This window comes from Paenibacillus sp. CAU 1782 (assembly GCF_054551715.1).
This window is the reverse complement of sequence record NZ_JBTOLL010000009.1, coordinates 113,208-127,119: the sequence shown is the minus strand read 5'-3', so window position 1 is coordinate 127,119 and position 13,912 is coordinate 113,208. Positions and strand designations below refer to the sequence as shown.

The 13,912-nt window shown below is 50.2% G+C and carries 13 protein-coding genes; 4 read left to right on the top strand and 9 right to left on the bottom strand.

The annotated features are described in order from the left end of the window. Nucleotides 1–19: 19 nt before the first annotated feature. From ACX93W_RS18250 to ACX93W_RS18235, 4 genes are all read right to left on the bottom strand, one after another. Complete coding sequence (locus ACX93W_RS18250) at nt 20–1,741, bottom strand: methyl-accepting chemotaxis protein (protein ID WP_459393808.1); 1,722 nt, start codon at nt 1,739–1,741, stop codon at nt 20–22. 287 nt (nt 1,742–2,028) lie between these two features. Next, nucleotides 2,029–2,919 (bottom strand): sugar phosphate isomerase/epimerase family protein, encoded by an 891-nt coding sequence (locus ACX93W_RS18245; protein ID WP_459393807.1) that lies wholly within the window; start codon nt 2,917–2,919, stop codon nt 2,029–2,031. A gap of 21 nt (nt 2,920–2,940) precedes the next feature. Continuing rightward, on the bottom strand, nt 2,941–3,798 hold the full coding sequence (locus ACX93W_RS18240; RefSeq protein WP_459393806.1) for a sugar phosphate isomerase/epimerase family protein: 858 nt from the start codon (nt 3,796–3,798) through the stop codon (nt 2,941–2,943). Further along, nucleotides 3,795–4,853, bottom strand: a complete 1,059-nt coding sequence (locus tag ACX93W_RS18235; RefSeq protein WP_459393853.1) for a Gfo/Idh/MocA family protein — start codon at nt 4,851–4,853, stop codon at nt 3,795–3,797. Before ACX93W_RS18235 ends, ACX93W_RS18240 begins: the two co-directional genes overlap by 4 nt. A 185-nt stretch (nt 4,854–5,038) precedes the next feature. Here ACX93W_RS18235 and ACX93W_RS18230 point away from each other — a divergent pair, with 185 nt between their 5' ends. Then, a complete protein-coding gene (locus tag ACX93W_RS18230) occupies nt 5,039–5,908 on the top strand; it encodes a helix-turn-helix domain-containing protein (RefSeq protein ID WP_459393852.1) in 870 nt (289 codons plus the stop codon). Between the two features lie 139 nt (nt 5,909–6,047). On the opposite strand, the gene thrC is transcribed toward ACX93W_RS18230, so the two are convergent. Further along, nucleotides 6,048–7,445 carry a threonine synthase gene (gene thrC, locus ACX93W_RS18225; protein ID WP_459393805.1) on the bottom strand — a complete coding sequence of 466 codons (1,398 nt, stop codon included), beginning with the start codon at nt 7,443–7,445 and terminating at the stop codon, nt 6,048–6,050. Between the two features lie 245 nt (nt 7,446–7,690). On the opposite strand from thrC, the gene ACX93W_RS18220 reads away from it, so the two are divergent. Further along, the gene (locus ACX93W_RS18220; protein ID WP_459393804.1) at nt 7,691–8,515 is read left to right on the top strand and encodes a S1C family serine protease; all 825 of its coding nucleotides are present in this window, start codon (nt 7,691–7,693) and stop codon (nt 8,513–8,515) included. A gap of 6 nt (nt 8,516–8,521) precedes the next feature. Here the strand turns inward: ACX93W_RS18220 and ACX93W_RS18215 are convergent, their stop codons facing one another. The 3 genes from ACX93W_RS18215 to ACX93W_RS18205 form a co-directional block, all read right to left on the bottom strand. Next, complete coding sequence (locus tag ACX93W_RS18215; protein ID WP_459393803.1) at nt 8,522–9,400, bottom strand: DUF72 domain-containing protein; 879 nt, start codon at nt 9,398–9,400, stop codon at nt 8,522–8,524. Between the two features lie 105 nt (nt 9,401–9,505). Beyond that, on the bottom strand, nt 9,506–10,090 hold the full coding sequence (locus ACX93W_RS18210; protein WP_459393802.1) for a thymidine kinase: 585 nt from the start codon (nt 10,088–10,090) through the stop codon (nt 9,506–9,508). A 33-nt stretch (nt 10,091–10,123) separates the two neighbouring features. After that, entirely contained in the window at nt 10,124–10,915 is a 792-nt protein-coding gene (locus tag ACX93W_RS18205) for a TerC family protein (RefSeq protein WP_459393801.1), read from the bottom strand. 352 nt (nt 10,916–11,267) lie between these two features. Between ACX93W_RS18205 and ACX93W_RS18200 the strand changes: the two genes are divergently transcribed. Together ACX93W_RS18200 and ACX93W_RS18195 are read left to right on the top strand one after the other, a co-directional pair. Then, nucleotides 11,268–11,579, top strand: a complete 312-nt coding sequence (locus ACX93W_RS18200) for a thioredoxin family protein (protein WP_459393800.1) — start codon at nt 11,268–11,270, stop codon at nt 11,577–11,579. A gap of 190 nt (nt 11,580–11,769) precedes the next feature. Continuing rightward, nucleotides 11,770–12,825 carry an Rpn family recombination-promoting nuclease/putative transposase gene (locus ACX93W_RS18195; RefSeq protein WP_459393799.1) on the top strand — a complete coding sequence of 352 codons (1,056 nt, stop codon included), beginning with the start codon at nt 11,770–11,772 and terminating at the stop codon, nt 12,823–12,825. 89 nt (nt 12,826–12,914) lie between these two features. Here ACX93W_RS18195 and ACX93W_RS18190 read toward each other — a convergent pair whose 3' ends face one another. Beyond that, on the bottom strand, nt 12,915–13,904 hold the full coding sequence (locus ACX93W_RS18190) for a ring-cleaving dioxygenase (RefSeq protein WP_459393798.1): 990 nt from the start codon (nt 13,902–13,904) through the stop codon (nt 12,915–12,917). Nucleotides 13,905–13,912 lie beyond the last annotated feature (8 nt).

The following is a 13,912-nucleotide window of genomic DNA, read 5'->3' as shown; positions in this document are numbered from 1 at the left end:
TGTACTTTTTCGAACCTCATTAAACCACAAAACGTTTGTTTAGTTCGGTTAACTCTCCAGACATCCTTTTCAGTCCGTCGGCGGAAGAAGCCACCTCGTTCATGGAGGCGAGCTGCACCGCTGAATTATCCGCAATGCTCTGGAAGTGAAGCGCAGCGCGACGCGATATCTGCTCCATCTCTTCGACGGATGCGGCAACCTCCTGCGATTCGGCCGAAATGGTTTGTGACGCCGCCGTCACCTCTCTAAGCTGTACATTCACCTGCTGCAGCCCGTCGATGATAGACTGAAAAGCAGTCCCTGCTTCCTGGACTCGTTCCACGCCAATGCTGACGTTTTCCAGGCTTACCGCCATCTCGCTCGATACAGTAAGCGTCTGCTCCTGCGTCCCGGAGACCAGCTCGGCAATTTGCACGCTGAAGTTTCTCGACTGGTTGGCCAATTTTCGCACCTGCTCCGCCACAACGGCAAAACCTCTCCCGTTTTCCCCCGCATGGGCAGCTTCGATGGCGGCATTCAACGCCAGCAAGTCGGTTTGGGCGGCAATGTCGGACATGATGGTCGTAATTTCGCCGATTTCCCGGCTTCTCTGCTTCAGTCCTTCCATATCCCCGCTCATTTTGCGTGTTATCTCCTGGACGCGCTCCATGCCTGCGATTGCCTGCCTGATCGTTTCTCCGCCTTGCTGTCCCAGAGCTACGGTTTCTTCCGCGATATCGGATACAATTGATGCAGACTGGGTAATACGCCCCATGCCTCCCGCCATATTATCCACGGCACCGGCCATGTCCACGGTGCGGTTTACCTGAATTTCCGCGCCGCCGGAAGCGTCCTGCATGCTTTCCGCGATCAATCGGCTGGCCTCCGAGGTGCTTCCGGCATGCCTCGCCATTTCCTCCGATGCGTTCAGCAGCTTGTCCGAGCTGCTCTTAATGCCGGCGATCACCGTTCGTGTGTTGGCAACCAGTTGCCTGAACGTTTCCGCCAAATGGCCGATTTCATCCTTGCGGTCCACCGCGATATGCACCGTCATATCTCCTTCCCTCACCCGGGCTACCTGCGCGGTCAGCTTACCCAGCGGAGAGGTCAAATAATGCGCCAGCAAATAAACAAGAACGATGCCTCCGGCAATAGCCGAGATCGCAACGATAATCGTTGTGGATGTATTTTTTTTTATCAGCTCATAAACCTTTGTTGCGTCAAAATCCGCTCCGATAATCCCCAGCATGCCCCCGTCTTCCCCGTACAACGGCACGTATGCTGTTATGGTTGCGCCATAATCATCGTCATTGGTCAATTCTCCAACAAATGGCGTTCCTTCGGCAAATGCATGAAGCATCCCTTTGTATAAATTCGTTTCCGGAGAGCCAAGCGGCGAAAATTCGCCTTCCGGCGCATCAACGGGTGCTCCATCCACCACATAAAAATAGGTTGTTTCGCCGTTTTCTATTTTTCTGTCCAGCGTATACAAATATTTAAGACCGTTATTTTCTCTGATCGTGTTCAGCTTTTCCCGGAGCTCCCTGTACAGTTCCGTTTCACCGTCTTGAACGTTTAAGCTGCTGTAGGCTTTGAGGTCAATGCCGGCAGCCGCATTTTCAGCCACAAGCCTGGCTTGCGCCCCTATTGATTCCTCCACCAATTTCATGGAAGAGCGATAAATCACATATCCCAATATGCCTCCCGTCGCAATAATCAAGCAGGAGAAAAACAGTACCATTCTCGTCAAAAGCCTATTCAAAGCCATCCCCCTTGTCCTGATGCCACGGCATGATCCGATATATTATGCACGTCCTTATTTTACAGGAATTGCGACATTTGTCACATTATTTTTTAAGAGGGATTGCACTTTTAGGGAGAAAAAGAAAAGCGCCTTTCCCAAACGTCCCGAATGGACGCCGAAAAAAACGCTCTAGTGCAACTGATTAGCCATCTGCTTTAACCAATTTGTCATGCATGCCGCCATATCGGCTGATCGAAAAGCTCTGATTGCTAACCGGCCAGCCCGCGTGGTAACGATTTTTCCCGCTAGGCTCTATACGCTTTCAGGAAATCGACGGCAAGCCGGATATCAGCTTCGGGATTGCCCCCCACTTCCCGCTCGATCGTCAAATACCCCTTATAACCGATATCGTTTAATGCATTCAGATAGCCGTCCCAATCCACTCCGCCTTCGCCCAGCGGCACCTCCAGAAACGCTGCGCCGGTTTCCGCCATTTGAGCGATTTTGGCATGGTCCAGCTCTTTTTCATAGCCGTATTCGCCATAGACATCGCGCGGGTCGATGTGCGCGCGCTTGATGCCGTCTTTTGCATGCGTATGCACGATGTAATCCCGAAGCGTGTACACACCCTGAACAGGATCATCACCGGTCACCATTACCATATTGGCAGGGTCAAAATTAACCGAAACTCCCTTTGTACCCAGGCCGTCCAGAAACGCCTTCAGATGTGCCGCTGTTTCCGGCCCCGTCTCGATAGCGTAATAAGCGCCCATGTCGCTGGCAAAACGGCTTAGCTCCTCGCAGGCAAGATGCATGTTTTCGTAAATGCGGCTATTGGGATCGCTTGGCACGATGCCGATATGCGTAGTGACGATGTTGGTTCCAAGCTCCATGCCAAGCTCCAAAATCCGCTTGGACTTTTCGATTTTCGCCGGATTTTGCGCAGGATCCTGAAAACCATGGCCGCCCAAATCGCCAACCAGCGCCGATATTTCAAGACCTAAAGACGCTATATAGGCCTTCCATTCCCTGCGTGCGGCCGAGGAAAGAGCGGCTGGCTCAAACTCGCCTTTAACTGCATAAATCTGAACGCCGTCGGCGCCTGCGGACTTGGCTTTAATTAACCCCTCCTTGACGCCTACGCCAAAGCTGTCCACAATAACGCCAATATTGTTGGCGATAACCGGTTTTGCCATTTCCCTCACTCCTGCTCTAAATTATAGTTGTTCCCAAACCTTTTTGACGTATTGAAAGCCTAGACGGGTGCCCTTACGGCATTCCTCCATGCCTTCGAACTCAATGGAAATATAACCGTCATAACCGCTGTTTTTGATTATGCCAAGCACGGCGGGAATGTCGATATCGCCGTGGCCGGCAATGGCTCCGCGCAGCCAGTTGCCGCCAGAGGACGGAAACCAGCCTTCTCCGGGATCGCGGCCTGCTTCGCGGACGTAAAAATCTTTGACATGCACCATAGAAGCCAGCTTGACATTGTTGGCAACTGCGACTAGCGGATTTTCATCCGCGCAAAGGAAATTGCCGATATCCAGCGTTGTTTTGAAATTATCGCGGTTAACACTCTTGACCAAAGCTTGAACCCGGTCGCTGTGCTGAATGAAATAACCATGATTCTCCACGCTTGTTGTAATGCCGAAACCTGCGGCGTAATCCGCAATGCGGCGGCAAGCCTCCGTCAAACGCGGAAGCTGCTCCAGAAAATGGGCAATGGACAAATCCGGGGAAGAGCCCACATCATGCCGCATCCGCTTGATCCCGAGGGCCGCGCAATGATCCACCTCTATTTTGACCCGATCCAGTTCTTTCTCCCAGGCGTCGTCGTCCAGATTTGCAAAATTGGCGCCAATCGCATAATTGGACAGCTCGATGCCGCAGCTTTTGGCCGTATCAACAACGGTTTGGATCCATTCCGGCTTCTGGACAAAATCGTACCCCAGCGGCACGATTTCGGCATGCTCCGCGCCAAGCTCCGCTATCGTTTCAATCACGCCCTTCAAGGTCAGCTCGCCGGATGCAAAAGCGGAATGCAGACTGTATGTGCTGATGCCGAGTTTCATAGCTTCACCTCTTCGCCCTTGGCTGCGGATTCATAAATGCCGCAAAGTATTTTCATCATTTCGACGCCGTCTTCGACCGGGCTAAGCGGCTTTGTGCCATTGATGATGTTTTCAATAAAATGGTCGATCTCATTCTGAAACGCGCTGTCGAAATGAAAACCGGAATGATCGGTCTGAGGCACGCTGTTGATGATCGTATTGTTTTTTTCGCTCACAATCAATACCTCGGGATCAACCTCAAAGCCGCCTTTGTCTCCATAAAGCTTGATCGACGCTTCATCCTTTTTGCTATGCAGCGTAAAGCTGACGTCAACCATCAGGGAAGCGCCGTTTTCGAAGCGGATTAACGCGTTAGCCATATCCTCGACCGTATTCAGAGCAGCATCATAATCGGCCGCTTTATAAAAGCTCAAAAGTTTGATATTGGATCGGTTTCCAAGCTTGCGGTATGTATTCGCGCTGACGGAAACCGGCTTGGGCTTGCCCATCAAATACCAGCACAAATCAATGGCATGAACGCCGATATCGATCAGCGGCCCGCCGCCAGATCGTTCCATATCCGCAAACCAGCCGCCGGGATTGCCTAATCTGCGCAGCGAAGAAGCCTTGGCGTAATAAATGTCGCCGAATTCGCCGGATTGTACGAGATCGCGCAGCAGCGCGGCATTATTATCGTAACGCCGCACAAAGCCGACCTGAAGTATTTTCCCGCTTTCCTGGACTGCATGTTGGACGGCGAGCGCTTCCTCTAACGTCCGGCAAAGCGGCTTTTCGACCAGCACGTGTTTGCCCGCTTTCACGGCGGCAATGCTGATTTCGGCATGGCTGTTATTCCAGGTGCAGATGCTTACGGCCTCTATTTCGGCATCCGCCAATAAATTCCGATAATCGGTATAGACCTTGACTGCTCCGTATTTTTCGGCCGCCGCCTTTGCTCGCTCCTCGTTTAGATCACAAACGCCATAAAGAATTGCATGTTCATTCCCGTCGTACGCATTCAGATGCATCGATGAAATGGAACCCGTTCCGATTACGCCTACTTTGATTTTACTCATCATGAACACCTCCTGATATGCTGAAACCTATTCTCAAGCCTATTCTGAAACGTTTGAACCGGCTTTGCCTTTTCCCTATCCTCTTACTTCGTATTATAATGATTACAGAAACTACAGCCATGGCACACCGTGCGGTTTATTTGTAATATTGTGCTATACGAGAGGAAGGCGAATGACCGTTGCTTATGCAGGATGAAAGCTTAAGAGAGCCGATGGATATGCCGGATCCCCGTTTCCCCGTCAAGGTGCATAAAACGGTCTGTTTGCATGCAGGAACGGAGCTCTTTCCCCATCATTGGCATGAGCATCTGGAGTTTCTTTATATTGTGCGGGGAGAAGCCAAAATTGAATGCGGCTCGGCCGATTTTGCCGCCAAGGCGGGCGATCTGATAGTCGTTAACAGCAATGAGTTGCATCATGGCATTAGCGGCTGCGATGATTTGTTCTACTATGCGCTTATCTCTGACCCCACCTTGCTGCAAAGCTCATTCAGCGATACTGCCGAAATGCGGTTTCTGGAACCCATCAGACAAAGCCGCTTATTGCTCCGCAACCATATTTCCGGCAACGATGAAATCGCTGGTTGTATCGAAAGCATCGTTCGCGAGCTTGACGAGCAGGCGTTTGGATACGAGCTTGCGGTGAAATCGCTGCTTTACCGACTGCTGGCCTTGCTGGTCCGCATGCATGCACCCACAGTACTGTCCAAGATGGAACACGCAGAACGGATAAAAAACTTGAAGCGTTTTGATCCCGTGCTCCGTTATATTGACGAAAATTACCACGAGCCGTTGACGGTGGAGACGTTGTCTTCGATTGCCGGACTCAGCCGCTTTCACTTCAGCCGGCTGTTCAAGGAAATGACGGGCCGCACGCTATCGGCATATATCCTGTCATTCCGGCTCAACCGGGCGGACTATCTGCTGCGGCACACGGAGCTGACGGTTTCGGAAATCGCCGCGCTTACGGGATTTAGCGACATTTATTATTTTAGCCGCGCCTTTAAGAAGCATAAAAAAGCTGCCCCGTCGAGCCTACGGAACAGCGCCAAATGAAGACCACTCCCATCTATCCATCAGTCAGCTTAAAAAAGCCGTTTCACGAGTGAATGCAACATGCATCCCGTGAAACGGCTATTTGGCATTTTTTTTTAAAAGAAATCAACGAACCTGCTGTTCCTTGGCAGGCCTCGTGTTATGCGTTATAAAATTGGACAAGCTCCTTCGCCACATCTTCAAGTTTGCCGTCCACCAGCTGTTGGCGCTGAGGCTTGTCGAACAACGCTTGAATTTCCGACGGGAAGTTTTGCTGGATGCCGCACAAAACGATGGCTTCATTAAACTTGGCAGGATGCGCCGTCGCCAACGAAATGTTAATGGCTCCGTCAGCCGCGTATTTGTCGACCGCAGCAACGCCGCAAGCGGAATGCGGATCAAGCAAATAGCCGTATTTACCCTGGTAATCAGAAATGGTATTCAGGCACTCCTTGCCAAATACGCCATGCGCCGCAAATTCCGACTGAACCTTGGCAAGCGCCTCTTGCGAGATGGAAATTTCGCCTTCGGATTTAAAAGCCTTCATCAGCTTATCAATGGCTTCAGCATCTTCATCCAGCACGTAATACAAATAACGCTCGAAGTTGCTTGCTACCTGAATATCCATCGAAGGGCTGTAGGTTGCCCGGAAATCGCCCGGCATATAAACGCCTTCCTGAATAAACCGCTCCAAAATATTGTTTTCATTGGTCGCGAGAATCAGCTTGCCAACCGGCAGCCCCATCCGCTTCGCCAAATAACCGGCAAAAATATCTCCGAAGTTGCCTGTCGGCACGCTAAAATTAACCGGCTTCCATTCGCCGGTTGCTTTAGCCACCTGGAAGTACGCGTAAAAGTAATAAACCGTCTGCGCCAAAATACGCACGATATTGATGGAATTGACCGCCGCCAGCTGATTGGCCGACTTGAACTCCAAATCGCCGAACAGGTCTTTAATGATGCCTTGGCAATCGTCAAAATTGCCGTTGACGGACAGGTTCAACACGTTGTCGTCCTGAACGGTTGTCATTTGCAGCTCTTGCACTTTGCTCACTTTGCCATTTGGATGCAGGATGCAAATTTTAATGCCTTCCTTGCCTCTTACGCCTTGGATGGCAGAAGCGCCGGTATCGCCCGAAGTGGCGCCCAAAATATGAATCTTCCGTCCGTCTTTGCCTGCCACATAGGCGTACAGCTGTCCCATAAGCTGCAGCGCAATATCCTTAAACGCAAAAGTAGGGCCGTGGAACAGCTCAAGCAAATACAGATCGTCGCGAATGTGCTTAACAGGCGTAACCTCGGAATGACGGAACGTGGAATAGCTGGACTCCACCAGCTCCTTAAGCTCATTTTGCGGAATTTCACCGTTGGTATAAAGCTCAAAAATCGCCAGTACAAGCTCTTGATAGGATAACTTCTGCCATTCCTTCAGCGTTTCCTGCGAAACGGCCGGAATCTGCTCCGGCACAAGCAAGCCGCCGTCATCTCCCAAGCCCATCATAAAAGCGTCAATAAATCCGACGGGTTCTACCTTGCCCCGAGTACTGATATATCTCATTTCTTATAATCCTCCTACATACCGCCGCCTGTTGCGCGGATTAGCTCTTGTTAGCATTTTATCACCGTTTGGCCTGAAAATGAATTCCCTTTTTAAAAGCGCCTCGCCCGCCATCCAACCTTAACCAGCCTTATCTTTCGTTTTCAACGCGGTCTTTATGCTTTTGGATACGGTTCTATTATTCCGTTAGTGTACCGCAATGCTATAATAGAGGACAATACCTTTATTCAAATGGGGGATTCAGGTTGAGAAATCATGACGGGAAAGACCCGGACTATTGGAACGAGAAGGATGGAACAGAAGAACCTTTTGAGCCCGACGAAAGCTTTTGGGACGAGGAGGAAGATGAGGGAGACGGCGAGGATGAGAAGCACCGCAGGACATGGGTCCGTAAAGTTGTTGCATGGCTTATTGTTGCGGCATTAGGGGTCAACGTGCTTGCTTTTTGGCCGCAGGTGTACAGCTGGGAATCCATCCGTTTTCTGATTGTATCCAATACGCTCAGCAAAGATGAAACGATCGCGCTTCATAAGGATTCAATCGTTTCCGTCAGCTCGGGCAAAAGCAAAGGCACAGGCTTTCAACTGAACGGTGGTTACATCGTCACCAACCACCATGTCGCGGGTAGCGGCGAGTCGTTGATGGTAAAGTCTGAACTGGAAGAATCCGGCGTACGCGCGGAGCTGATTGCCAGCGATCCCTCTATCGATATTGCCGTTTTGAAACGGGCAGAAGAGGGAGACGCATTCCCGGCGCTGAAGCCTGCGGAGGACTGGCAGATCGGTGAAACGGTGCATATCATCGGCAATCCTTTATTTTTCAGCCGCATCGTCAACAAAGGATCTATTGTAGGATTGACCCAGCCTGGAGGCTGGGAGCAGCCGGTCATGACCATTGATGCGCCCGTCTTCAAAGGCAACAGCGGAAGTCCCGTCCTTAACGAAGATGGCGACGTTGTTGGCGTCGTTTTCGCCACGCAGGATATTCAGCAGGACGGCAAAAGACAAAAGCTGGGTTTGGCCGTTCCAATCCAATATGTAGTGAAACTGATAGAGGAACTAGGGGACTGAAGGTGATCAAAAAAGCTCCAATTGCTCCGGCCCCTCCGGCGGCTTGGCGAACGGCGCCAGGCCGTCGGGTCGCTTCAGCTCCAGCAATTCCATCAGTCTTTTGGCATTGCCGGCCGCATCTCCGCCAGAATTATTATTGAAAATGACATGGATGTTGCGGCATTGCTCCTGCAAGTCGACAAGCTTGTTTCTCCAATCCAGCAATTCTTCCTCGGAGTAGCAATAAAGATATCTGACCTCGCGCCAGTTTGGCGCTCCCCCGTTGTTCCAGCCGGAGTGGTTGCGCCCATGGAACCGTACGACGGCAAGATCGCTGTTGCTTGTCTTCAGAACGGTGGGAATGCTGCCTTCTCCCGCCTGAGGTTCGTCGCAAATGCTATGAATCCAACCTTCCTCGCTCATAAAGGCCAACGTTTTTTCTCTCATCTCATCACGAAACCAGCTTTGATGCCTGAATTCAAGAGCGCAGGGTATGTTGGACATCCTGCTCTTCATCTCCCGCAGCTGCCTCACATTGCCGCTTACGCATTGAAACCAGGGCGGATATTGAAATAATGCGGCAGCCAGCTTTCCAGCCTCAATCGCCGGTTGCAGCATGGCTCTAAAAGCCGTTGCCATTTCCTCGGTTTCTTGCTTGGAAGGCTCTGGACCCCGTTGATGCCCGGTCATGCCTTGATAGGCTTTTACAACAAATTTAAAATCCGGAGGCGTCTGCTCAACCCAACCCGCAAACCGTTCCGGCGACTGGATGGCATAAAAGGTGCTATCGACCTCGACAACGGGAAAATGGCTGCTGTACACATTTAGCCGCTCCCCTTGCTTAGTCCCCGCAGGATAGATGTAATCCTGGTCTCCCCAGCCCGCAAGACCGATATAAATACCCATGACTCCGCTTCACCTCCAAACAGATGAACAAGGCCGCCAGGAGGACTTAAAGCGCCCCTGGCAGCCTTGTTTCTTGCTATGACGATAATGGCTTTTGATGAAGGTTCAACTTTGGCGGAACGCGCTATAGTAGCATTTCCGGCAAACCGGCTTATAGTCTTCGTTGCCGCCAATCTGAATCTGCTCGCCGGAATCCACGGCTTGTCCGTCGCGAAACCGGATGACCATCGTTGCTTTGCGGTCGCAGTACCAGCAAATCGTTTTGATTTCTTCAATTTTGTCCGCTTGCACAAGCAAATTGTAGCTGCCTTCAAAAAGCTGATTTTGAAAGTCGTTTTTGAGCCCGAACGCCATAACCGGCACATCAAGCTCATCCACAACCCGGGTCAGTTCAAGAATGTGATGGCGCTTCAGAAACTGGGCTTCGTCGATCAGCACGCAATAGATGCGGCCGGCTGCTGCAACCTGGGCTTGCACATTTTGGAACAGGTTAGTGTCATTCTCCACGGGAATGGCCTCTCGTTCAAATCCAACCCGGGAGCCGACGCGATCCGCATTGCCTCTGGCCCCGATCGCGGGGGAATAGATCAGCACGCGTTTGCCCTGCTCTTCATAGTTATGCGCCACCTTGATGATTTCAAACGATTTGCCGCTGTTCATCGTGCCGTATTTGTAATAAAGCTGTGCCAACTATAATCTCCTCCACATTCATCTGTGGATTCATTATACCGCTTTTGAGGGTTCCTTGTCTTTATTGCCGCTTTTTGTTCCGGACAAAAACCAGCCGCAAACAGCGATCAGCACCAGAACGATGTAGAATGACAGCTTCCAGCCTGTGGATTCGGCAAAATCATGCGGAATGACATGCAGAGAAGGATGCGCCAGCGTATGCACGGCAAGTTTAACGCCAACCCAGCCAACAATGACAAAAGCCGCGATTTCCAGGCTTGGTCTGCTTTCCAGAAGCTTCACGAACAGTGTGGCTGCAAAACGCATGATCAACAATCCGATAAAGCCGCCAAGGAAAATAACGATAAAGTGTCCGCCGTCCATGCCGCCAATCCGAGGCAGCGTTGTACTCGGCAATGCAACCGCAAGCGCTACTGCGGCCAAAATGGAGTCGATAGCAAATGCGATATCCGCAACTTCTACTTTGAATACAGTCATCCAGAAACCGCTTTGTTTCTCCTTGGTTTTTTCTTTATTCGCATTAGCTTCTCCCTTTTTGACAATAACCTTACGGAATATATGGTTACCGGCTATAAACAGCAGGTACAGCGCTCCGATAGCTTGAATTTGCCAAACGTCAACCAGGAAGGAAATAATGAACAACGAAGCAAGCCTAAAAACAAACGCTCCCGCCAAACCGTAAAATAAAGCTTTTTTGCGTTCTTTATCCGGCAAGTGTTTAACCATGATGGCCAATACAAGCGCATTATCCGCGGCGAGTAGTCCCTCCAGCGCCACCAAAACGATCAGAACCCAACCATACTCCAGCAATAATCCCCAATCCATGATCTTTTCCCCTTTCGTTTTCCTCTTACTTTTCTCCACTTTGTCCCAAAATACGCAAAGAGACCTTTGCCTTGGAACGGCAAAGGTCTCGCAAACAACGCCAGTATGTCGGCGTTGCCAATAAAGCCGGAGAAAAGTTTTCTCGTAATGACGACTTTACTGTGGCAGCTACTCCCCTTTGGAGTGGTATACAAATTTCATTGTACAGGGTGTGATACGCATCTTCAATGGGGGGCGTTTCATTTTTTTATAAAAAATATTTGTTTAATGAATAGGTTGAAGCATGGAGGTGTTTTTGTGTATCTTAAACCATAACAAAGGGATGCTGAAGAATCGGAAGGAGCCCGGTTTAATGCCTTTATCAGAATGGAACGAAAAACAAGTCATCGAGTTGTCCCGGCAGCACATTGGGGCAGCCGCCATTTTATTCACCACGCCTCTTTGCGGTACATGCAAGGTGGCCGAACGTATGCTGGAGGTTGTGGAAGCTGCCGGAATTCGTCATCCTGTCGTCAAAATGAATATTAATTTTGCGCCAAATCTTGCTTTTGAGTGGAAGATCCAGAGCGTGCCTTGTCTGGTCCTGGTCAAAAACGGCACGCTTCTTTGGAAGGAATACGCAATGCAATCGGCGGGTTATTTGTATGAGCGGCTCAAGGGCTGAATCATCTCTGCAAGGCAAGGTCAAGGTGTGTTTGAGAAGACGCCCTGTTCAAACTTTGCCTCTTCTCATGTTAAACGGGTATTCATAACTGCCTCGCTCCATCTTCTTGTTCCATTTCCACCATTCATATGGTATATTACCCTTACAGAACATATGTTCTTACTTATTTCCAAAATGGGAGATGACGGAGATGGAAGCATTGGCTATACTTAAGGAAGAAAGCGGAACGTATGGAACAGAGTCCTATGTCGATTTAAAGGCCGATTTTGCTTTTAAGCAGATGTTTGGCCAAGAGGAAAGCCGTAGTATTTTGCTGGCTTTTCTGAATGCACTGCTTGATTTCGAAAATAAAGGATACGCCAAAATTGCTTCTGTTGATATTTTGAATAATGAAATAGAGCGCGAACACCGCGCCGACAAAAAAGCAGTGCTGGACCTGCTTGCCCGGACAGATGACGGTACGCTGATTCACATTGAGCTTCAGCTTATCGGCGTTCCCCATCTCGCCAGCCGCCAGCTTTATTATTGGAGCCGCATTTATTCCAAGCAGCTGGAAAAAGGCCGACCGTATGCCGACTTAAAGCGCACTATTTCGATTTTGATAAGCAACGCCGATTTACTGCCTCAAACCGTGCATTATCATAGCCGCTTCGGCCTGCATGAAAGCAAACAGCATTTTTTGCTGACAGATAAACTGGAAATTCATGTGATCGAACTGCAAAAGCTGCTGAAGGCGGCTAAAGCCGGACAAGCCGATCCCTGGACCGATGCGGAGATCCGCTGGCTGCTCATGCTTGCGGCGGTGCAGGGCGGTGAAATGCAACCCCAATTATTAAATAAACTGGAGGCGATTGCATTGAAAAACGATTCAGACCTGCAGGAAGCGCTGGAACGTTGGGAGTCGATGAGCCGCGATCCCAAAGTATGGGGACAATACGAAATGTGGCATAAAGCCATGATGGACGATGCAGCCTACAAAGCGGAGATGGAAATGCTTCGTGAAGAAAAAGACCGCCTGGAATCGGAACGCGAGTCTCTTAAGTCCGAGACGGAGTCGCTAAAATCCCAGACAGAGTCGCTAAAATCCCAGACAGAGTCGCTCAAGTCTCAGACGGAGTCGTTAACGCTTGAAAAGGACCTGATGAAGCAGCAATTAGTGGGCACTGGCAAAAAGCTGCTTGATAGCGGCTTTTCGATTGAAGAAGCAAGCCGGATTACGGGGCTTTCGCCTGATGATTTGGCTTAAACTAAAAACAATGCCAATTAATTAATACAACAGCCCGCCAAGAAACTGCAGTTGCTTGGCGGGCTATTTCTATTTTAATGATGGAAGCGTTATTGCATTTTGGTGCAGATTGGTATTAAGCCGGCTTCAATTCGGTCTCTATGCGGTTCCAAAAACGGAGGAAGCGCCAATTGTTCGCCCAGATGCAAAATGTTTTCGTCTGTATCAAAACCCGGCCCGTCTGTAGCAAGCTCGAACATAATTCCGTTTGGTTCCCTGAAATAAAGCGAACGAAAATAATAACGGTCTACAAAGCCGGAATTCGGGACGCGAAGGCGGGTGATGTCCGCAGCCCATTCCCGCAGCTCCTCATCATTGTCGACGCGGAACGCCACATGATGAATACCGCCTTTGCCCTGCCGTTCGCGCGGCAGGTCGCTTCTTTGCTCCAGATGCACCTCGGCTCCGCTGCCGCCTTCCCCTGTTTCAAACATCAAAATATCGGGTTGCCCAGGGATCGGCGAAGCATATTTGCCCTTATAGCGAAAACCCAAAATTCCCGTCAGCACCAACGCGGTCGGCTCGCAATTTTGCAGAGCCAGCTGTACGGGGCCAAGTCCGGTTATGGCATATTGTATAGGAATGGGGCCTCGCTCCCACGGCTTGCCGCATGCAACGCCGCTTTCCCCTTCATCCGAAACCAGGATCAGGCGTTGCCCCTCGCCATCGCGGAACGCAAGCGTCTCTCTATCGCCTCTTTTAATGATATCATCATGATCGATTCCCAATTCGGCAAATCGATTCCTCCAATAATAAAGCGCTTTATTGTTTGCTACCCGTAAAGATACTGCGGAAATACCGCCTACTCCCTCGCGATTTTGGGCTGCTGACCGAATTTCAAAAAAGGTCAAATCCGTTCCAGGATTTCCGCGTTCATCTCCGTAGAACAGATGATAAACCGACGTATCGTCCTGATTGACTGTTTTTTTGACAAGCCGCAGCCCCAGAACCCGGGTGTAAAACTCAAAGTTGGCGGCGGCATCACCCGTAATGGCAGACACATGATGAATCCCTTTTAAGTGGTAACCCTTCGTTTCCATCGTTTTTG